Consider the following 19,808-nt stretch of genomic DNA (forward strand, 5'->3'; position numbering starts at 1 on the left):
TAACTTTTTAAAGTAAAATGAAAATATATAAAAATATTAGGAGATGATTTTATGAAAATAGCAATGGCTGGAGATCATGCTGGATTTAATTTAAAAAAGGAAATTAAGGAATTGCTGGAATCACAAGGGCACGAAGTTATAGATTTTGGACCTTTTAGTGAAGAATCTTGTGACTTGCCTGATTTTATCTATCCTGCTTCACTTGCAGTAAGTAAACAAGAAGTTGACAGAGGAATCTTTATAGACGGTGTTGGCTATGGAAGTGCTTTAATTGCAAATAAAATTTACGGTGTTTATGCTGCTGTTTGTCAAGATCCATTTTGTGCAAGTTTAGCTCGTTCTCACTCAAATACAAACGTACTTTGCCTTGGTGGAAAAATTATTGGTTCTGCTATTGCACAAGAAATTGTAAAAACATGGATGACTACTGATTATTTGATAAATGAAAAAAAATATACAAATAGAGTAGAAAAAGTAATTGAAATTGCTGAAAGACATATAAGAAAAGACATTTAATCAGCATTTTCATTTTTAAAATAATTTTAAAAATAGAATTATTATTTTACTGAAATTTAAACTTATACTGTTTCCCATTTAAACAACAGACTGGTTATAAATTTCTTTGCAAAAGAATCAAAAAACACTTGTTAGCAAATAATATAAAATATAGCTTCTATTTTTAAACAGAGTTTAGTATTAATTTTGATCTATTTGATTAAAAAAATTTAAACATATAAAAATAATCCCTAATCTTGAATTATTATCAACAAAAGGGACTATTTTTTATTTTATCTACAAAAATTTTCCAAAGTTCAAAAATAATTTACTGTTATTTCTTTTTTTTATTATTTTAAATTTAAATATTTCAAATTTTAATTCTATAAAATCAATTAATTTATGCTTCCTGTGCTGCATATCCACCTTCGATTGCAACTTCCTTCACTTTTTCCTTCTTCTGTTTGATTTTTAATGAAAAAGTCCCTGTTCCAGCCTGATTTCCATATTCTTCGATATAATCAACTACAAATACATTTGTCATATCAATTTTTCTTACCATCTGTCCTGCTGAAATGATTTCAAGGCTTGCTTGTCTATAGGCATCGCTTGCTTCTGATGGAACTAATGACCATTGTGCAACTTTTCTTGTGTCATCTTCCGTATCTCCACTTGCTGCAGCCAGTATTTTCCCTCTTATTTCCAAAATTACTCCTAGATCTGTTGCTCTCGCATTTGAATCATCAGGCGTTTCAGAAATGTATTTTACATCCAAAATACTTTCCTTGTCTAGCAAAATTTCATTTTCTTGTCCTTTAACGCTCAATCTGAATCCCATAAATTATTCCCCCCATTTTATTTTTGACAACTAAATAATAGCACTATTTTTTTAAATTAATTTAATTTTAATTATCTGTTATTATTTTACAACAAAAATATCTATTTGTCAACCAAAATTTTAATTTTTTATTAATTAATCTACAAGATAAACCTTAAGAGCAATTTCATCATCAAATGGAATGGGCACAGCAACAAACTTTTTCCCCGCATCAATCATTCTAGCAATAATCTCACATTGACTTTTTGGCAAATATCCAACTTTCTCCTTTCTAGAATTATAAACAGCGACTGCATTTAAAGAGATGCCGTTAAATTCACGAAATAAGTCCATCTGAACCTCATCTTTAATTTTAATAGCAAAATTTCTAATATATTTAGCCCCTTCTAAATAAGTATCCAGCAAAAACAGTCTTCTTGACTTCTTTGTGTATTTGTCAATCAATGTCTTTGCATATTCAAACATCATTTCCTTCCCCAGCTTAATCTTTTCTTCCCGCCCATTATCCTTTTGAATGACAAGCACTCCATTTCCAAAATTAAACTCATTTATCATATAATTTCTCTGATTTTTCAAAAGCTCAAAATATTCCATCATTTCTTCAAAAATCATGATTTCCTTCTGATTAATTTGAAACGATCCCTTTTTCAGTTCAACCGACGTATTCTCAATATATGAATAATAAAATCTTCCATCCCCAAAAACCTCGATTTCATAATTCCCTCCATAATAAAGTCCATCAAATTCAAGTTTTATCCCATTAAAATTACTTACCAACATTTTTTTCACCTCTTTTATTGTACCTTCTTATTCCTTATTTCAGTCCTTCTAACTTTCCTTCGAGAAACAATTTCAAATTTTTTTCAACATCATTCATAAGTGCCAGCATACTTTTTTCAGACTTCCATGCAATGTGTGGAGTAATTACAATGTTGTCCAATTCAAATAATTTAGAATTTTTTTCAATTGGCTCAACACTCGTTACATCAATAGCTGCTGATTTTATTATTTTATTTTTTAATGCAAAATACAGATCATCCTGATTTATAACTGGTCCTCGTGCTAAATTCAAAATTCTAGCACTCCTTTTCATTTTTTTCATTTTTTCAAGATTTATAAGATTTCGTGTTGAATTAGTCAATGGTATATGAAGTGTTAAAACATCGCATTTTTCTAGAACTTCATCCAAATCATACCGTAAAACTCCATTCTCTTCAACTTTTTTATAATCCTTTTCATTATTTTTAGCAACCATTACTTTCATTCCCAATGCTTCTGCCATCTGAGCAACTTTTTTCCCAATATTTCCAAATCCCACAATTCCTAAAATTTTCCCCTCCACATCATCAATCGGATATTTCTGATAATCAGGAGCATCAATATCAATCCATTTACCATTTTTTACTTCCTCAAAATATTTATTAACAGGTGTTAATTCATTTAAAAGAAAAGTAATTGCCAGCTGTGCAACAGAATTAGTCGAATAACCTGAAACATTTGCCACCTTTATTCCAAACTCATTCGCACTTTTCACATCAATATGATTAAAGCCAGTCGCTGTAATAAGTATCAATTTAAGTTTCTTAGCCTTCTCAAACTGCTTTTTTCCAAGTTTTATTCTAGTTGTTATTACAACATCCACATCTTCTATTCTTTCATCAATTTTTCCTATTTCAGTATCTTCATATTCAATATATTCACCATATTTATCAAACTTTTCCTTTAAATCAATTGGTCCAGCTGTAATTCTATCCAGATACACTATTTTTAAATTTTTTTTCATAAATATCATCCCTCTTTTAGTATTTTACTATTTAATAAAAAATCAGTTTTCTCAGATTATATTCCAAACTATACTTTCATGGAATATATCCTATAAACTTTTTAATTTTATTTATAATAACCTAATTCATATTTATTTTCCCAAATTCAAATTTTAAAACAAATATACTATATAATGCTGACATCTGCCTTCAATTTATAAATAACATCCTTTCTTTCCACAACAATCATAACTTTTTCCTTTAATTCCTTGTCCCGCTTTATTTTTTGCAATAATTTTTTTGCTGGATTTATAGCGATGGCATTTCCTACATTTTTAAACATTGTCAGATCTCCCGTTGTATCTCCATAGGCATACGATTTTTTCAAATCAATGTCATACTTTTTACAAAAGTCTGCTATTGCCTTCTGCTTACTTTTAGCATCCCACATTGGAATGACATTCCCTGTAAAAATCCCATTTTCATTAACTTCATAAATAGAAGCCCTGTAATCTTCAACGCCGTATCTTTCAGCCATTTTACTAACAAGAAAATCTGGACTTCCTGAAATAATTATAACCTTATGCTCTTTCTCCTTGTGATATTTCAACCTTTCCCGTGTATACCGATAAACTTTATCACCTTTTAACTTCATCACCCTTTTAGCAATAAAGTCCATATCCTCCTTGCTAAAATTTTTCAATGCCTCCATATAAGTCTGCACAAGCTCATCTAAATAATCATCATAATCTCCAGTTCTATTCTCCCACTTGGAAAATTTTTCCTTAACTTTCCCTTCCCAAGTCATCATATCAATATACTCATACTGAACAAGCATCTTAAAATGTTCAATTAACAGCGAATCTCTGTAAATTGTTCCATCGATATCAAAAAATGCCGCCACATTTCTAGTTTTATTTCCTTTCACTTATATTCCCCCTAATTAAATTTATTTATCATCAATGTATTTTATATATTATGCTATATTTTACCTTATTTTCCTCAATAAATCAAATAATTTGCTATTCTAAATAATTTAACTTTAACTGTTTAGCAATTTATTTTGGTGCTGTATCTGAATAATAAAAAAACGGAAATTAATTAAAAATTTTAAAATACATTCCGCTTTTTATTTTTCTAAATCAAATTTTTTTACAGTTTATTTTACTCCAAAAAATTTAAATTTATTTTATTCTTTTCATAATCTCCTGAACACTAGACACCTTCACATCTTCTTCAATTCCATCCTCGCCTTTTACTTCGCCAAATCCCCATTTGCAGTAAACAATGTCAATTCCAGCATTTTTAGCTGTATTTACGTCCACAAGCATATCTCCAACAAATAATATTTTTTCTTTTGGAATATTTAAGTTTTGTGCCATTCTATCAACATTATAAGGATTCGGCTTATTTGGATATTCCTTTTCATTTGAGCCAAATATCCCATCAAATTTCCATTTAGATAATTTTTTATCAACAGCAGACAAGGCTGTTTCATGATCCTTGTTTGTTACAATACCTTTTTTCACGTCATTTTGCTCTAAAAAATCAAGCAATTCAGGTATTCCTTCATAAGGTTCGACACCATAGTCAAAGTAAATATCGTAATATTTTCTTATAACCTTTTCCATTTCCTCATTCGTTACATCCTCATATTTCTCTTTTTCCAAAATATTCCGTGCAAGCCCTGAAACTCCACCACCAACAAATTTTACACACTCATCAATAAAATACTGCTTTTTCCCAAGTTCTTCCATCGCTGAATTTACAGTCTTTGTAATAGATTTTGACGTATCCATAAGCGTCCCGTCCAAATCAAATATAACTAAATCATATTTCATAAATTTTTATTCACTCCTTCCCTAATTTACTTTATTTTTTTACGCTTCAGGTTCAATAACATTCCCGTCATCATCAATTGGATTCCCATCGTCATCCACTCTAACAACCTTAATGCTATCCAAATGCCCTCTCACACTTTCCTTAAACTTTTCAATATACATTTTTCTATATTTTTCTCGCTCTTTCTTCTCTTCTTCCGTCAATTCTCTCTCACGTGCCAATTTTGAAAATTCATTTATTTTTTTTATAATGTCTTCCATTTTTTTAATTTTCCTTTCTAAAAATATTACTTTTATTTCTAATTTTCATCTTGATTTTATCTAAAATATGGCATAACATATTAAAGTAAAATTCAATTATATTTAAGCCTTTAGCGTTGTACTTATTTTTTTATCTTTTCAGAAATTTCATAATCTAAAAAGTATATAACAATATTATTATACTTTATCGTCTATAATTTATCAACAATTTTCAGAAAATATTTCTCCCCATTTATATGTTTTATAAATTTTTAACAAAAAATCACAGTTAATCTTAATAACCGTGATTTTCATTTGCAAAAAGTTTTTGTTTTTATTTATTGTTCTATCTTTTATTTTTTAAAATGCTGAAACTACATAAGTAATCAAGACAACATACGATATAACAATATTTGTAATATCCAGTAAAGATAATGCTAAATTTCCATAATCCTTTAATTTATTCTTATTTTTTGATTTATTTTTACAATTATCTGTTCCTATTTTTATTTAAATTTAGCCTAATTTTTTCAACAAAACAAGAACTATTATTTCACGCTTCCAAATAAATCATTCAAAGCCTCACTCATTGTTGGATGAGTAAATATCATATCTTTTAGGAATGTATATTTTTGTTCAGCTTTCATAGCCGCTGCAACGATGTTTATCATTTCGTGGGAAGTGTTGCATAATAAAGTACATCCCAGTATTTTATCTGTTTTTGCATCTATAACTGCTTTAAGCAGTCCATCTGTTACACCTTCTATTTTTGCTTTTGGAATTGCCATTGCTTCAAGTCTTCCTGTTTTTACTTCATATCCTTTGGCAATCGCTTCACTTTCAGTCATTCCAACTCTTGATAATGGCGGATTTATGAATACACTATATGGAATTACATTTCTGTCATTTACTGTTCTATTTCCTCCATTGTAAAGATTATCTCTTATTATTCTAAAGTCATCAAGAGAAATATATGTGAATTGAAGTCCACCTTTCACATCTCCCATTGCCCAAATATTATCAGCTGTTGTTTTCAATGTTTCATCAACTACAACCGCACCTTTTTCGTCAGTTTTTACTCCTGCTGCTTCTAAATTAAGTCCTTCTGTATTAGGTCTTCTTCCAATTGCCACAAGAATTGCGTCTGATTCAATTTCAATCTTACTTGCTCCTTGTAAAATTTGCACATATCCTTTTCCATTTTTATCAACAATTTCCTCAATTTTTGATTCCAGTAAAAATTTAACCCCTTTTGCCTCAAATATAGCCTTTGCCCTATCAGCAATTTCTTCATCTTCTCTAGGCATAAGTCTTTGTGCCAAATCAATCACTGTAACTTCTGACCCAAAATCAGCATACATCGAAGCAAATTCCAGTCCAATGTACCCTGCTCCTAAAACAGTCAATTTTTTAGGAAGTTCCTTCAATTCCATAATCGAAGTGCTTGTATACACATGGTTACTTTCTTTAAGCCCTTTTATACCAGGAATTATTGTAGTCGAACCTGTATTTATAAATATCTTTTCTCCTTCAATCTGAACATTTTCACCATTGCTTTCAATATTAACTACATTTTTTGAAGCAAAACTTCCAAATCCATCGTAAATATCAATATTTTCCTTTGTAGCCAGCATTTCATAATTTTTTCCACGCAATGCACCAATCAGTGTATTTTTATTATTTATACTTTCTTCATAAAATCTTTCTTTTTCTTCAATGCCATTTAACCCTTTATTTTTAAGAACTTTTGTACTGTCAACAAGCTTTTTCGTAGGAATACATCCAATATTTATACAAGTCCCTCCATACATCTTGTCCGATTTCTCAATCAAAGCGACATTCTGACCTTTCCCAGCCAAAAATCCTGCCAGAGTTTTTCCACCTTTTCCAAATCCAATTATTACTGCATCATATTTTTTCATTTTCTTCATCCTTTCTATTTCATACAACTATAATTACATAATTGTACTTATTATAAAATTAATTTTTATATTATAAGAATACCACATTTTTTGTAAAAAAACAAGAGTATTTGTGTTTACAAATTTTATTATTTTTTGATTCCAGTTTTATTAAATATTTTGCTTTTCTTACTTCTTATATAAAAACATCCGATAATATTTTTAATACCTTTAACAAAAATACAACCTTTTATTACTTTTTTCTCTTTTAAAATAAATCTCACTTCTTTAATTCTTCCTAGATTTTAACTTTTCGATATTTCTATTTTTTTAACTCTTTCAATTCTTCATTTATTTTTATAGCTTGATTATATTTTCCTTGCTTTTCATACAGCTCTGCCAAGCTCGTTAACGCAAGTTCCTTATGTGCAAGTTCTTTTGCTTTTAAAAGGTTATTTTCAGCCTTGCCATAATCTCCTTTCATTTCGTAAACTTTTGCTAACAGACGCAATAATCTTGCTCTTTTTTCTTCAATATATTTTACATTGTTTTCTGAATGTGAAAACAATTTTTCCGATTCTTTTAATAACCATTCTTCAGCTTTGCCATAATCTTTTTTCGACATATAAAGTTCCCCTAAAAGTCTTTCTGCATTCGGATATTTTTCATTAACAAGCTCCTTGTAGAGTTTTTCAGCTTCATCAAAGCAATCATGCCTCTGATAATAAAAAGCCAAAGTATTTTTTACCTCAATATTTTTATTTAAATTTCTTTTAAACGCTTCCACCACTTCGCTATCAATTTCTTTCCTTTCTCCATATACCCACACTCTAAACAAGGTATCTTCCCTATAATCTCCCTGATCCATTGCTTTTATATAATATTTTCTTGCATTCATTTCATCTCTCTGATTAGCATAAATCTGCCCTGCAAATGCACTTGCTTCCTTTACTCCTCTATCCGAGCCTTTTCTTGCCCATTTCAGTGCCTCTTCATTTTCTCCTCTCGCACTATAGTTTCTTGCCAGATAATAATCTGTCATCGGAATGTCCTTTTCCACACTTTTAAAATACACTACCCCAATCCGTAAATATTTTCTCTGAACTTCTCTACCCTTTTGCAAAATTCTTTCCTTTTCTGCCATTGTTGGATTTTTCTTCATTTCAGCAATTTCCATTTTTGCCTTTTTTAAAGCTCCTTTTTCCTCCTCCGAGAAAGGAATATTCCCACTACAGCTCACTAAAAATAATACACTTACCAAAATTAAAATTATCTTTTTCATAACTTGTCCTTTCTATATTTTTTCAATATTAACAAAATTTATATTTCTAATTTTAAGTAGTAATATTATACCCTATTTTTTTCATAAATTTTCTTTAAATAAAATCTTTCTTCAAAATGACCCTACACAATAATATTTACAAATTTTGTTATATAAATTTCAAAAAAATAAAAAAAGACTTCTTAAACTAAGATTTTTTCTTAATTTTAAAGACGTCTTTTTTATTATTCTTTATTTTCTCATAATTTCCATTATTTATAATGATTTGCACAGGCGATAACTACTATACTTGTTTCTGTCAGTTTATATATAAACCTGTGCTTATCTGTAATTCTTCTGCTCCAATATCCACTCAGTTCATGCTTTAAAGGCTCAGGCTTTCCTATTCCTTCATTGCCGTTTCTTTTGATGTCTTTTATTATTTCATTTATTTTTTTGACTATTTTTTTATCCTGTTTCTGCCATTGGAGATATTCTTCCCAAGCCTCATTATTCCAAATCAGATTCATTATTCCACCTCAATTATATCATGTATTTGTACATTTCCCGCCTCTACTTCTTCTTTTCTTTTTAACAGTTCATTATAATATTTCTTATTTGACATGATGTAAAAATTTTCCATCAAATTGTTATACTCCTCTTCACTCATCAGCACCACATTTTTATCGTTTTTTCTTGTTATAATGACTGTTTCATAATCATCAGTTGCCTTATCACAATATTTTTTTAAATTATTTCTTACATTTGAATAATTTGTAGCTATCATACTAATCACCTCTACTTATTGTACAATATTTTTGACAAAAAATCTACATGTTTTATATCATTTTTTATTTCTAAAGTCAGTTTACATTACAATAAATTCTTTTATTCTAAAATTCACCATAATATTCTGTTCTACACTAAATAAAAAAATTTGAAAACCTTTACCAAATGTAGTAAAATACTCTTAAGATATTATTTTTTACCATACTAATATGATGGCTTAAAACTGGGATTTTTTCTCAGTTTTCTTGTTACCAAAAATTTTTTCTCTTTTTATTAGAGAGAATTTTATCATATTTAAAAATTTTTGAAAGGAAGGAAAAATGGGAAAAACGAAAGCAATAAATGAACGAAAAACTAAATTTGGTACAGAACCTGTTGGAAAATTGCTGATTTCACTTGCGGTTCCTGCTATCATTGCTAACTTGGTTAATGCTCTTTACAATGTTGTGGATCAGATTTTTATTGGACAAAAAATTGGGTTTCTTGGGAATGCGGCTACAAATGTGGCTTTTCCGCTTACGACGATTTGTCTTGCGATTGGGCTTATGACTGGAGTTGGAGCTGCGACTAATTTTAATTTAGAATTGGGAAGAAAGCGTCCAAAAAGGGCAAAAAGTGTGGCTGGAACTGCGGCTACAATACTACTTTTAAGTGGTGTTATTTTGTGTATATTAATTAATATTTTTTTAAAATCAATGTTGACGGCATTTGGAGCTACCGATCAAATTTTTAATTATGCGATTGAATATACTCAGATTACATCTCTTGGGATACCTTTTTTACTATTTTCAATAGGAGCAAATCCTATGGTAAGAGCTGATGGAAACGCCTTTTATTCAATGCTTGCAATAGTTATTGGAGCAGTTACAAATACTATTCTTGACCCGCTGTTTATGTTTGGATTTGATATGGGAATGGATGGTGCCGCTTGGGCGACTGTAATTGGGCAATTTATCTCAGCAGTTATGCTAGGATTATATTTTTTTAGATTTAAAAGTGTAAAATTTGAATTGAAGGATTTTAAGATAAAAATACGAGAAATTGGAATTTTGTTTGCATTAGGAACATCACCTTTTATTTTCCAATGTTCTGCGTTAATCATTCAAATTGTGACAAATAATTTACTGAAAGTATACGGTGCAAACTCTATTTATGGAAGTGAAATCCCTATTGCCGTGGCTGGAATCGTTATGAAAATAAATGTTATATTCATAGCAATCCTTTTAGGATTAACCCAAGGGGCACAGCCCATCGCAGGATTTAATTATGGTGCAAAAAAATATAGCAGAGTTTGGGAAATACTAAAACTAACATTAAAAGTGGCATTTATTATTTCATTGGTTTCATTTGCGGTATTTCAAATTTTCCCAATCCAAATAATCTCTATTTTTGGTAAAGGAAGCAATTTATATTTTAAATACGGAACAAAGTATATGAGAGTCTTTTTATTCTTTATATTCCTAAACGGTATTCAAGGTGCGATTACAATGTTTTTAACTTCCATTGGAAAGGCTTCCCAAGGAGCTTTTCTATCACTTGTAAGACAAATTATATCACTTTTGCCATTGCTGATAATTTTACCGCATTTTATGGGAGTTGACGGAATTATGTTTGCATTCCCAATAGCAGATTTCATAGCTTTTGCAGTGTCGGTTATTGTTTTGAAAGGTGAAATGAAAAAAATTCCAAAAAAAGATGAAACTTATTAAAAAATTACATATTTTCAAAGATAAGGACAAGGGGATTCTAGAACAATAATAACCAAAAAGGGCAAATATTACATTTACTTATATGTAAAAAATGCCCTTTTTAATATTTCACTTTTTACTCATACCTTCAAACTTATAATCTATTTTCTATAAAACTTGGTTTATATTCTTTTATTTCTTCATTTATTTCTCTTACGTGTGAATCATTTTCATGAATATTTTCATTCACTATTCTTCTTCAGGATAAGTCATTCCCCATTCCTTACGTAATTTTGTCATAATATCCATAATATCTATCGTATATTCCAGTTTCATTTTATTAATTCCTGTTTTTACAGACTCTTCCATATTCTGAAGTTCATACTGAAGTGCATTTGATGTCATTCCTGCTGTAATTTCTTCAACTTCGCCAGTTTCAGTATAAACTATTTTAGCCTTATCAGCCCTTGGGTATTCAGTAATTTCAATATATGCTTTCTCACATGCAATTACAACTCTTTTTGGCTGTTTTGAGTGAAGTGTAAGTGCTATTGTTGACATTTGCTGTTCCTTATTCATCATAATTATACTTGCCTGTTCATCTACTCCAGTTGGTGCATACTTCACCTGTGAAAGTACATTATCTGGTTTTGAAGTCATAAACAGCCTTGCGATAGAAATAGCATAAACTCCTATATCAAGCAATGCCCCTCCTGCCAGATTCCTGTTGAAAAATCTGTTATTCATATCATATTCCTTGTAACTTCCAAAATTAACCTGTATCATTTTCACATCCCCCAGTTTACCTGAGTTTACAATTTCTAAAAGTTTAGTATAAAGTGGCATATTGAAAATTGTCATTGCTTCTCCAAGAATAAGATTTTTTTCCTTTGCAATTTTTACTGCTTCTTCAAGTTCTTCGCTATTTAATGTAATTGATTTTTCACATAATACGTGCTTCCTATTTTTAAGTGCTTCAATCATAAACTTTATATGCGTATTATGGGGTGTTGTAATGTAGATTATATCAGTTTTCTCATCTGTAAACATATCTTCTATTTTATCATAAACTTTTTGAACTCCGTATTTCTCTGCAAATTCCACAGCCTTGCTATGTGTCCTGTTTGCTACTGCATAAAGTTTTTTCCCCATTTTTTCAAGAGCCTGTGCCATCTCATTTGCAATTATGCCAGTCCCCAGCACAGCCCATTTTAATTCTTTTTCTATTTTTTCTCCCATATTTCTACCCTCTTTCAAAAAAAATATACTATATTAATTTTTAGTTAATAAATTATACCCTCATTGCATATTAAAGTCAAGAAAAGAATAGTAATAATTTAATAAATAAGTTATTTAATCTTTTATTGCTATTCTTACAATTTTACTGTTAATATTCAGCTTTTTTGATAATTATTCAGCAATAAATAAATAACCAAGTTTTCATCCATATTCCCTTCATATCTCAAACTATTAAGAACCATTACTGACATTACAAATCTCTATTTAGTAATTGCTTCATTAAGAAATTTTACTTTTTCAAATAATTTGTTAAATTTTCCAGTCATTCTTATCATTCCTTTACGTTATTTAAATCTCATTAGATATGTTTTTTATCTCTACAAGGGGGCAAGACTCCTTTTTTCAAAATATTTTTATTTTGTTAAATTCTAGGTTTAACAGTTCTATTATTATAACTCGAAATTCAAGATTATCAATTATTTCTACCTAATAATAAAAAATAAATTCAATTAGCTATGCCATTTTTTCATTTTATAGGCTATAATAATATTAAAATATATAATTTTATGTGTAATAAAAACAAGTGATTGTAAAAGCAAAAGACATAAAAAATGAATAACAGATGTACTTATAATTCCAAAAAGGTAAAATCCCTTATTAGAGAAAAAAAATTGGAACATTCAATAAAGAAATACTGTGCTTGTCATAATTTTTAGACTTTTACAAATAACTATGTAATAAAAAAATAAGGAGGATTGATGAAATGAAAAAAATTATATTTTTCATAATATTTTTATTACTACTATCATGCGGGAAAAATGAAGATGTCGCTAATTCAGATAATTTGGCTAATTCTAACAAATTTAGTAATAATAATGAAAATATAAAAAAAACTAACAATGAAAAAAGCACTGCTAATAATGAAAAAAGTACTGAAGAAGAGATAAAAAATATGGTCACTATATGGAATACAGCTTCCAGTAATGCTGATTTTAACACTTTGGAAAGAATATTGGGAGATAAGATTGACTATTATCAGTCTTTAGTTTCTAGAAATTATTACATTGCAGATCAGAAAAGGTTTTTTCAAAAAAATCCTGTTTATAGTCAAAGAATAGTGGGCGACATTATAGTTACACGACTTTCTGATAACAAAATGCTAGCAAAATTTGTTAAGGAAGTGTCTACAAAGCGTGAGACAAAAGAATACCCATCATATCTAACTTTTGAAAATGTTAATGGCAGCTGGAAATTAGTAGTGGAAAGTGATGCTGTTTCAGACGCCAATATTGCAAGGATAAGACAGAAAAAAAATAATGGTCAAGAAAAAGAGCAAAGACGACAACCTGTTATTATAACTCCTAACAAGTCACAATACTATTACAGTTCTTCAATTACACTTGTTGGAACGCTTATACACAGAAAATATCAAACAACAGAGATATTCTTATTAAGATTAAGCACACCTATTACAGTAATCGGAGATGCTGAAGATAGCCCAACTGAAACAAATGTACAGGAAATTCAATTAATGGGAAATGCGACACTTTCTTTATTCAATAAAGATGTTTTAGGAAAAAGGGTACAAATTACTGGTGAGTTATTTCATTCGCACACAGGACATCATTACACTCAAGTTTTAATTTTGGCTTCAAATATAAATTTTTTAAATTAATCATGAAAAGTTAATATAAAAAATATTAACAATTATTCTGTTATCATTATTAACAGCAGTTTTCTTGTACGACTGAATTAACAATCTATTAATCTTACCTTAAATCACAAGGTATTTCAAATTCAAGAATAACTTCACATAATTACTGAAGCAAACAATCTTCGTAAATAATTTGAAAAAACTGGAACAGCTTAAAACAGAAGAGTAAAAATTGCTATAATTACAAATCAAAATTATTAAAATTTTTTGGGAGTTTTTTTGAGAGTGTTCAAAATTTCGTATAAACTTAAAATAGAGAATGTCCATAATTTTGTGTAAACTTAAAATACAATAGATACAGGATGGTAATTTTCATCATCCTGTTTTTAAATTCTTCCTTCAAAATAAATACTTGATTGGAAGTATATTTCTCCCACACACTTGACAAATAGCCTTTATATACTTTAAAAAAATAATTTTCATATCATTTTTTCAACTTATATTTCACTGAACGTCCTTTTCCCACTTGTTCAACAATACTTTTTTCAATTAAGCCATTTACTGATCTTATGACTTTTGATTTGCTATATCCACTTAAATATTCGATTTCTTTCCTACTTAATTTTTCATATTTTTTAAGAATTTCAAAAACTTTTACTTCCCTATTAACTAAATTACTTAGAACTGTTTTAATCATTGGCAAAGTTATCCTTATGCTATTTTTATGTGTCTCAAAAGATGGCTTTACAATATTTTCCCGATATTCATATTTTATTTTTTTTATTCCTATTCCAAATTTTTCAATTATTCCTAGCCGATAAAAAATATTTGCTATTATGGGATTTGTCAAAGTTGAGGCATATCCTCTCATATATTCATCTTCAGACATTCCTGATGATAAATTTCCTGGTAATATAATCTCTATTTTATCATTTGACATTATTATTTTTATATTTGCATTTATATCCCACAATCTATGAACTATCGCACTTGCAACAGATTCCTTGAAAGCCTCTTTTGAAATTTTTTCTTTTTTTATACACTCAGCACCTTCTATCTCTTCATATTCATAACCTCTTTCAAATATACTGATAACTTCAAAATATTGTTCAAGTATTGATTTTTTTTCAATATTTTTCCTAAACAATATCCTATTTCTATTTTTCCCTGCTATATTCTCACCTAAAACTACTATATCGATTCCAGAAAATTTTCTATTATTATTGTCTGCGAAAAGTTCAGCAGCTATAGTAAATTTCTTATTTTCATATAAATTCAATGTTTTTAATATATCTAAATTTAGTTCTTCTATTCCTACTATTTCTTTCATTTTCTGTTCTAAAAATTTAAACTCTAATTTCTCATTTTCTATTTCAATTGCCTCATAATCTTTTCTCATTTAAACCATCCATTCTTCTAATTATAACTTTATTTAAATTCATAAAAATAACTACAATCCATATATTTAATTTAAAATAATATTTTATAAATTAATTATACTTTATTTCTACTTTTTTTGCAACGAAAAGCTTTTCGTTTCATTTTTTATTTGTCATAATATCTTATACAATCTGTGATTCAATTAAAAATATAGAGATATTTTTAAAATTTATTCAATCATTTTCTTTATATTTCCACAATTTATACCAAAAGGTAACTATATAACAAAAAAGTGCATTCTTGCTATTTGTTTCATTATGTTATAAAATAAACACATAAAAGAAAAGGAGGAATCATATATGAAAAATTATTCAATAGGAATTGCGGATGGAGCAAGAACAGAATTCCATCAAACATTAGGATTAACAGGAGCGGAAGTAAGTTTTAACAGTTTACCTGCAGGTGTAAGCGTACCATTTGTTCATTCACATAAAGAAAATGAGGAAATATATATAATTACAGAGGGTAAAGGTACTCTGACAATTGATGGTGAAGTTGTTAAAATAAAAAAAGGAAATGTAATTAAAATATCCCCTAATGGTAAAAGACAATTTGCAGCTGCAGATGATGAAGGTATCAGCTATGTATGTGTTCAAGTAAAAGAAAATTCATTAACTTCATATACTGAAAATGATGCCATTATATATTAATATTATATATTAATAGGGTTTGTCTCAAAAAAAAATTTAAAAAATAATGTGGAAACTGTATTTTTGAATTATTTAAAATTTTACTATTTTGAGACAGCTCTTTTTTTGTACTTACTTAAAGTATCATATGATGGTATAATGAATGCAAGAGGTGATTTTATGAGAAAAATATATACAGAATGTCCAGTTGAATATACTGCTTCAATGATAGCTAATAAATGGAAAATACTAATATTGAGGGATTTATTAACTGGTATAAAAAGATATAATGAATTAACAAAATCTATAGTCGGAATCAGTGCAAAAGTTTTAACTGAAAATTTAAGACAACTTGAAAGTGATGGAATAGTTGTAAGAAAAGTATATCCAGTTGTTCCACCAAAAGTAGAATATTCTCTTACAAAGAAAGGTAGTGAACTAAAACCTATTTTTGATTTAATGAACGAATATGGAAATAAATATAAGAAAAAATAAGATTTATAGATATTCAAAAAAGAGTAAGTAATTTAGATAATTTTTATAAGTTTATACTTGAAGTTATTACATTTTTTAAAAAAAGTACAATACCGTTTATAAAATGTGCTATAATTAAAATGCATACTAGAAATAAAAATTATATGAGGTGATTAATATGATAGAATTGGAACAACTTAAACAGCTTATTGCGTTTGCAACATATGGAACATTATCAAAAGCTGCTGAAAAGTTGTATATTTCACAGCCTGCACTTTCCCGTTCGATACAAAAGCTAGAAAAAACTTTAGGGGTTGAACTGTTTGACAGGAAAAAAAATAAGATGGAATTAAATCCAAATGGAAAAACTGTTATCCAGTACGCAGAAAAAATATTCAATCTTGTAGATGAAATGGAAGAAAAAGTTAATAAAAATAATCAGATTCAAAATAATTTTTCAATTGGTTCATGTGCTCCCGCTCCATTGTGGGATATGATTTCATTATTTGGAAGATTTTATCCTGAAAAATACATTCTTCATAAAATAGAAAATAATCTTCAGCTATTTGAAAAACTTAAAAATGACAGTTATCAGATGATTATTCTTTCTGAGCCTATTGATAATTCTGAATTTTTCTGCATAAAATATAAAACTGAACAATTATTTTTATCAGTTCCTCTAAGTCATCCACTGGCTAAAAAGAAGGAAATACATTTTTCAGATATTACAGATGACAGAATGCTCTTATTCAATCCAATCGGAATATGGAAGGATGTAGTTTTAGAAAAAATGCCTAATATGAACTTTCTTATCCAAAACGACAGGATTATTTATCAGGAATTAGCTGAAATGCAAAATTTACTTCATTTCCGTTCAAATTTTACACTTGAACGTGAAGACAATTTCAAAAATAATATTTCAATTCCAATTGCTGACAAGGAAGCAAAAATGACTTTCTACTGTGTCTGTAAGAAAAATATAAAAAATGAAATTGAGAAACTTTTTGATAGTTTTAGTAAAGATTCTTAAAAAATAAGAGGGAAGAAATCTCCCTCGTATTTTTATTATTTTCTTCCATTAAGCCATTTTACTATTTCGACATCATCATGATTTAAAAATAGACTTTCTTTTTTATCAAGTTCAGCTATTTTATTCATATCTTCTACACTCAATTCAAAGTCAAATACATTAAAATTTTCTTCAATTCTGTCTTTTCTTGTTGATTTAGGTATTGCAACTACATTTCTTTGAATTAGCCATCTTAAAACTACCTGAGCTACAGATTTATTGTATTTCTTGCCAATTTTAGACAAAATTTCATTTGCAAATATTCCATTTTTTCCTTCTGCAAAAGGTCCCCATGATTCTATTTGAACCCCATATTCCTTCATTATTTCATTTGCTTTGACCTGCTGATTGAAAGGATGTGTTTCTACCTGATTTACAGCTGGCACTACTTCATTATTCATAATAAAATCAACCAGTCTGTCAGGATAGAAGTTACTTACACCAATTGCTTTTATTTTCCCTTCCTTATACAGCTCTGTCATCGCTCTCCAAGCTCCATATACATCATTAAATGGCTGATGTATCAGATATAAATCAATATATTCCAAATCCAATTTTTTTAAAGAAGTTTCAAATGCCAATTTTGCCTTTTCATAATTTGCATCACTTACCCATAATTTTGTTGTAACAAAAATTTCTTCTCTAGGTATACCGCTTCTTTTTATAGCTCTTCCCACAGCTTCTTCGTTTCTGTAGGACGCAGCTGTATCAATTAATCTATATCCTGCTTTTAACGCATTGTAAACCGCTTCCTCACATTCTTTCATATCATCAATTTGAAATACTCCGAATCCTAATATTGGCATTTTTACTCCATTGTTTAAAGTTACGTATTTCATAATATTTCCTCCTAATTTTATATATAATTTTTTAATTACAGTTGTACTTTTAATTTTCTTGAACTTATTTTATCAATTTTTTCTCTTGAAGTCTAATATCAATTTTGCAAATTCACTATAACTAAAACACATACTATAAAATTATCCATCATAAATTACAATATTAAATACAACATTCTTTTAACCTTGACAACAAAAATTTTTGAGCTACAATTATATTAGAGAAAAATAAAGAATTAAAAATTTTTTTATAATAAAAGGAAGTGACTTGTTATGGCAAACCGTATCGTTTTAAATGAAGTATCTTATCATGGATTTGGAGCAATTGAATCTATTCCAAGTGAAGTGGAAAAAAATAAATTCAAAAAGGCTTTTATTTGTACAGATCCTGGATTAATTAAGGCTGGAGCTGCTAAAAAAATTACTGATGTGCTTGATAAAGCTAATTTGGAATATTTAATATTTTCTGATGTTCAACAAAATCCTACGATTGAAAATGTAAAAGCTGGGGTTGAAAAATTTAAAGAAAGTGGTGCAGACTATATTATTGCAATTGGTGGAGGTTCTGCTATGGATTGTGCCAAAGCTGTGGCAATTATTATAAATAATCCTGAATTTTCTGATGTACGAAGTCTCGAAGGAGTTGCAGATACAAAGAATAAATGCGTTCCAATAATCGCAGTTGCAACTACAGCTGGAACAGCTGCCGAAGTTACAATAAATTATGTTATAACAGATGTTGAAAAAAATAGAAAATTTGTCTGTGTTGACCCACACGATATGCCAATAGTTGCAATAGTTGATCCAGGAATGATGATGACAATGCCAAAAGAATTGACAGCTGCAACTGGACTTGATGCATTAACTCATGCAATCGAAGGATTTACAACAAAAGCTGCTTGGGAAATGACAGACATGTTCCATTTAAAAGCAATTGAATTAATAGCAAAATATTTGAGAAAAGCTGTGGAAAATGACGAAGAAGCTAAAGAAAAAATGGCTCTTGCCTCATATTTAGCAGGAATGGGATTCTCAAATGTAGGACTTGGAATCGTACACTCAATGGCTCATCCTCTAGGAGCATTCTACGGAACTCCACACGGTGTTGCAAACGCAATAATTTTACCAACTGTAATGGAATACAATGCTGAATATACAGGGGAAAAATTTAGAGAAATAGCAAAGGCTTTTGGAATAAAACATACTAAAAGAATGGCTCCCGAAGAATATAGAAAAGCAGCAGTAGATGCTGTAAGACAATTGGCACACGATGTAAATATTCCTGAAAATTTAAAGGGAATAATGGACATAAAAGATTTGGATTTTATTGCCGAATCAGCTTTGAATGATGTTTGTACTGGTGGAAATCCACGTGATACAAACTTGGAAGAAATAAAAGAACTTTATAAAAAATTATTGTAATTTACAAAAAAAACTCCATTCGTTTTAGAGTGGAGTTTTCTATTCATATTAATTCCGAATTTAAATATTTAATTTTCTCAAAATTCAAGTCTATTTACTAATTATACTAAACCCTATTTGAATAACGAATACATTATAAATCTTTTTAGTAGATTAAACCTAATATTTACTTTCAAATAATTAAATAAATATTCGCTTTTTAAACGAAGAATAGTATTAGACAAAC

The 19,808-nt window shown here is 28.7% G+C and carries 20 protein-coding genes; 7 read left to right on the forward strand and 13 right to left on the reverse strand.

Features of this window, described 5'->3' with window-relative positions; genetic code table 11:
- Positions 1–51: 51 nt before the first annotated feature.
- Positions 52–516, forward strand: a complete 465-nt coding sequence (locus F1564_RS05495; RefSeq protein WP_018449919.1) for an RpiB/LacA/LacB family sugar-phosphate isomerase — start codon at positions 52–54, stop codon at positions 514–516.
- A 379-nt stretch (positions 517–895) separates the two neighbouring features.
- Here the strand turns inward: F1564_RS05495 and F1564_RS05500 are convergent, their stop codons facing one another.
- From F1564_RS05500 to F1564_RS05545, 10 genes are all read right to left on the reverse strand, one after another.
- Positions 896–1,333: a hypothetical protein gene (locus tag F1564_RS05500; RefSeq protein WP_018449917.1), complete on the reverse strand. Its 438-nt coding sequence runs from the start codon at positions 1,331–1,333 to the stop codon at positions 896–898.
- A gap of 135 nt (positions 1,334–1,468) precedes the next feature.
- Positions 1,469–2,113: an HIRAN domain-containing protein gene (locus F1564_RS05505; protein WP_018449916.1), complete on the reverse strand. Its 645-nt coding sequence runs from the start codon at positions 2,111–2,113 to the stop codon at positions 1,469–1,471.
- 34 nt (positions 2,114–2,147) lie between these two features.
- On the reverse strand, positions 2,148–3,116 hold the full coding sequence (locus tag F1564_RS05510) for an NAD(P)-dependent oxidoreductase (RefSeq protein WP_018449915.1): 969 nt from the start codon (positions 3,114–3,116) through the stop codon (positions 2,148–2,150).
- Between the two features lie 167 nt (positions 3,117–3,283).
- Complete coding sequence (locus tag F1564_RS05515) at positions 3,284–4,024, reverse strand: HAD family hydrolase (protein ID WP_018449914.1); 741 nt, start codon at positions 4,022–4,024, stop codon at positions 3,284–3,286.
- Between the two features lie 256 nt (positions 4,025–4,280).
- Positions 4,281–4,937, reverse strand: a complete 657-nt coding sequence (locus F1564_RS05520; protein WP_018449913.1) for an HAD family hydrolase — start codon at positions 4,935–4,937, stop codon at positions 4,281–4,283.
- Between the two features lie 39 nt (positions 4,938–4,976).
- Positions 4,977–5,198 carry a DUF896 domain-containing protein gene (locus tag F1564_RS05525; protein ID WP_018449912.1) on the reverse strand — a complete coding sequence of 74 codons (222 nt, stop codon included), beginning with the start codon at positions 5,196–5,198 and terminating at the stop codon, positions 4,977–4,979.
- Positions 5,199–5,725: 527 nt separating this feature from the next.
- The gene (locus F1564_RS05530; protein WP_018449911.1) at positions 5,726–7,099 is read right to left on the reverse strand and encodes an FAD-dependent oxidoreductase; all 1,374 of its coding nucleotides are present in this window, start codon (positions 7,097–7,099) and stop codon (positions 5,726–5,728) included.
- 301 nt (positions 7,100–7,400) lie between these two features.
- Entirely contained in the window at positions 7,401–8,360 is a 960-nt protein-coding gene (locus F1564_RS05535) for a tetratricopeptide repeat protein (RefSeq protein WP_018449909.1), read from the reverse strand.
- A gap of 251 nt (positions 8,361–8,611) precedes the next feature.
- Positions 8,612–8,869, reverse strand: a complete 258-nt coding sequence (locus F1564_RS05540; RefSeq protein WP_018449908.1) for a Txe/YoeB family addiction module toxin — start codon at positions 8,867–8,869, stop codon at positions 8,612–8,614.
- Positions 8,869–9,126 (reverse strand): type II toxin-antitoxin system Phd/YefM family antitoxin, encoded by a 258-nt coding sequence (locus F1564_RS05545; RefSeq protein WP_018449907.1) that lies wholly within the window; start codon positions 9,124–9,126, stop codon positions 8,869–8,871. Before F1564_RS05545 ends, F1564_RS05540 begins: the two co-directional genes overlap by 1 nt.
- 322 nt (positions 9,127–9,448) lie before the next feature.
- On the opposite strand from F1564_RS05545, the gene F1564_RS05550 reads away from it, so the two are divergent.
- On the forward strand, positions 9,449–10,837 hold the full coding sequence (locus F1564_RS05550; protein WP_018449906.1) for an MATE family efflux transporter: 1,389 nt from the start codon (positions 9,449–9,451) through the stop codon (positions 10,835–10,837).
- 228 nt (positions 10,838–11,065) lie between these two features.
- Here the strand turns inward: F1564_RS05550 and F1564_RS05555 are convergent, their stop codons facing one another.
- Positions 11,066–12,055 (reverse strand): Gfo/Idh/MocA family protein, encoded by a 990-nt coding sequence (locus tag F1564_RS05555; protein ID WP_018449904.1) that lies wholly within the window; start codon positions 12,053–12,055, stop codon positions 11,066–11,068.
- 763 nt (positions 12,056–12,818) lie between these two features.
- On the opposite strand from F1564_RS05555, the gene F1564_RS05560 reads away from it, so the two are divergent.
- Positions 12,819–13,730 (forward strand): DUF4431 domain-containing protein, encoded by a 912-nt coding sequence (locus F1564_RS05560; protein ID WP_018449903.1) that lies wholly within the window; start codon positions 12,819–12,821, stop codon positions 13,728–13,730.
- A 463-nt stretch (positions 13,731–14,193) separates the two neighbouring features.
- Here F1564_RS05560 and F1564_RS05565 read toward each other — a convergent pair whose 3' ends face one another.
- Positions 14,194–15,108: an ATP-binding protein gene (locus F1564_RS05565; RefSeq protein ID WP_018449902.1), complete on the reverse strand. Its 915-nt coding sequence runs from the start codon at positions 15,106–15,108 to the stop codon at positions 14,194–14,196.
- 340 nt (positions 15,109–15,448) lie between these two features.
- Here F1564_RS05565 and F1564_RS05570 point away from each other — a divergent pair, with 340 nt between their 5' ends.
- The 3 genes from F1564_RS05570 to F1564_RS05580 all read left to right on the forward strand — a co-directional run bounded on the left by F1564_RS05570 (position 15,449) and on the right by F1564_RS05580 (position 17,282).
- Entirely contained in the window at positions 15,449–15,799 is a 351-nt protein-coding gene (locus F1564_RS05570; protein ID WP_018449901.1) for a cupin domain-containing protein, read from the forward strand.
- 159 nt (positions 15,800–15,958) lie between these two features.
- A complete protein-coding gene (locus F1564_RS05575) occupies positions 15,959–16,273 on the forward strand; it encodes a winged helix-turn-helix transcriptional regulator (RefSeq protein ID WP_026231191.1) in 315 nt (104 codons plus the stop codon).
- 157 nt (positions 16,274–16,430) lie between these two features.
- Positions 16,431–17,282, forward strand: a complete 852-nt coding sequence (locus F1564_RS05580; protein ID WP_018449899.1) for a LysR family transcriptional regulator — start codon at positions 16,431–16,433, stop codon at positions 17,280–17,282.
- Positions 17,283–17,317: 35 nt separating this feature from the next.
- Here the strand turns inward: F1564_RS05580 and F1564_RS05585 are convergent, their stop codons facing one another.
- Positions 17,318–18,160 (reverse strand): aldo/keto reductase, encoded by an 843-nt coding sequence (locus F1564_RS05585; protein WP_018449898.1) that lies wholly within the window; start codon positions 18,158–18,160, stop codon positions 17,318–17,320.
- A gap of 273 nt (positions 18,161–18,433) precedes the next feature.
- On the opposite strand from F1564_RS05585, the gene fucO reads away from it, so the two are divergent.
- Positions 18,434–19,582: a lactaldehyde reductase gene (gene fucO, locus F1564_RS05590; protein ID WP_018449897.1), complete on the forward strand. Its 1,149-nt coding sequence runs from the start codon at positions 18,434–18,436 to the stop codon at positions 19,580–19,582.
- Positions 19,583–19,808: the final 226 nt, after the last annotated feature.

Origin of the sequence: Leptotrichia shahii, from assembly GCF_008327825.1 — a bacterium.
Taxonomy (GTDB): Bacteria; Fusobacteriota; Fusobacteriia; order Fusobacteriales; family Leptotrichiaceae; genus Leptotrichia; species Leptotrichia shahii.

Bases quoted from the DNA above. Each gene is read 5' to 3' on its own strand.
- F1564_RS05550 (WP_018449906.1), top strand. From the start codon at position 9,449: ATGGGAAAAACGAAAGCAATAAATGAACGAAAAACTAAATTTGGTACA.
- F1564_RS05565 (WP_018449902.1), bottom strand. From the start codon at position 15,108: ATGAGAAAAGATTATGAGGCAATTGAAATAGAAAATGAGAAATTAGAG.
- F1564_RS05575 (WP_026231191.1), top strand. From the start codon at position 15,959: ATGAGAAAAATATATACAGAATGTCCAGTTGAATATACTGCTTCAATG.
- F1564_RS05525 (WP_018449912.1), bottom strand. From the start codon at position 5,198: ATGGAAGACATTATAAAAAAAATAAATGAATTTTCAAAATTGGCACGT.
- F1564_RS05535 (WP_018449909.1), bottom strand. From the start codon at position 8,360: ATGAAAAAGATAATTTTAATTTTGGTAAGTGTATTATTTTTAGTGAGC.
- F1564_RS05530 (WP_018449911.1), bottom strand. From the start codon at position 7,099: ATGAAAAAATATGATGCAGTAATAATTGGATTTGGAAAAGGTGGAAAA.
- fucO (WP_018449897.1), top strand. From the start codon at position 18,434: ATGGCAAACCGTATCGTTTTAAATGAAGTATCTTATCATGGATTTGGA.
- F1564_RS05540 (WP_018449908.1), bottom strand. From the start codon at position 8,869: ATGAATCTGATTTGGAATAATGAGGCTTGGGAAGAATATCTCCAATGG.
- F1564_RS05510 (WP_018449915.1), bottom strand. From the start codon at position 3,116: ATGAAAAAAAATTTAAAAATAGTGTATCTGGATAGAATTACAGCTGGA.
- F1564_RS05505 (WP_018449916.1), bottom strand. From the start codon at position 2,113: ATGTTGGTAAGTAATTTTAATGGGATAAAACTTGAATTTGATGGACTT.
- F1564_RS05585 (WP_018449898.1), bottom strand. From the start codon at position 18,160: ATGAAATACGTAACTTTAAACAATGGAGTAAAAATGCCAATATTAGGA.
- F1564_RS05545 (WP_018449907.1), bottom strand. From the start codon at position 9,126: ATGATAGCTACAAATTATTCAAATGTAAGAAATAATTTAAAAAAATAT.
- F1564_RS05520 (WP_018449913.1), bottom strand. From the start codon at position 4,937: ATGAAATATGATTTAGTTATATTTGATTTGGACGGGACGCTTATGGAT.
- F1564_RS05580 (WP_018449899.1), top strand. From the start codon at position 16,431: ATGATAGAATTGGAACAACTTAAACAGCTTATTGCGTTTGCAACATAT.
- F1564_RS05555 (WP_018449904.1), bottom strand. From the start codon at position 12,055: ATGGGAGAAAAAATAGAAAAAGAATTAAAATGGGCTGTGCTGGGGACT.
- F1564_RS05500 (WP_018449917.1), bottom strand. From the start codon at position 1,333: ATGGGATTCAGATTGAGCGTTAAAGGACAAGAAAATGAAATTTTGCTA.
- F1564_RS05560 (WP_018449903.1), top strand. From the start codon at position 12,819: ATGAAAAAAATTATATTTTTCATAATATTTTTATTACTACTATCATGC.
- F1564_RS05495 (WP_018449919.1), top strand. From the start codon at position 52: ATGAAAATAGCAATGGCTGGAGATCATGCTGGATTTAATTTAAAAAAG.
- F1564_RS05570 (WP_018449901.1), top strand. From the start codon at position 15,449: ATGAAAAATTATTCAATAGGAATTGCGGATGGAGCAAGAACAGAATTC.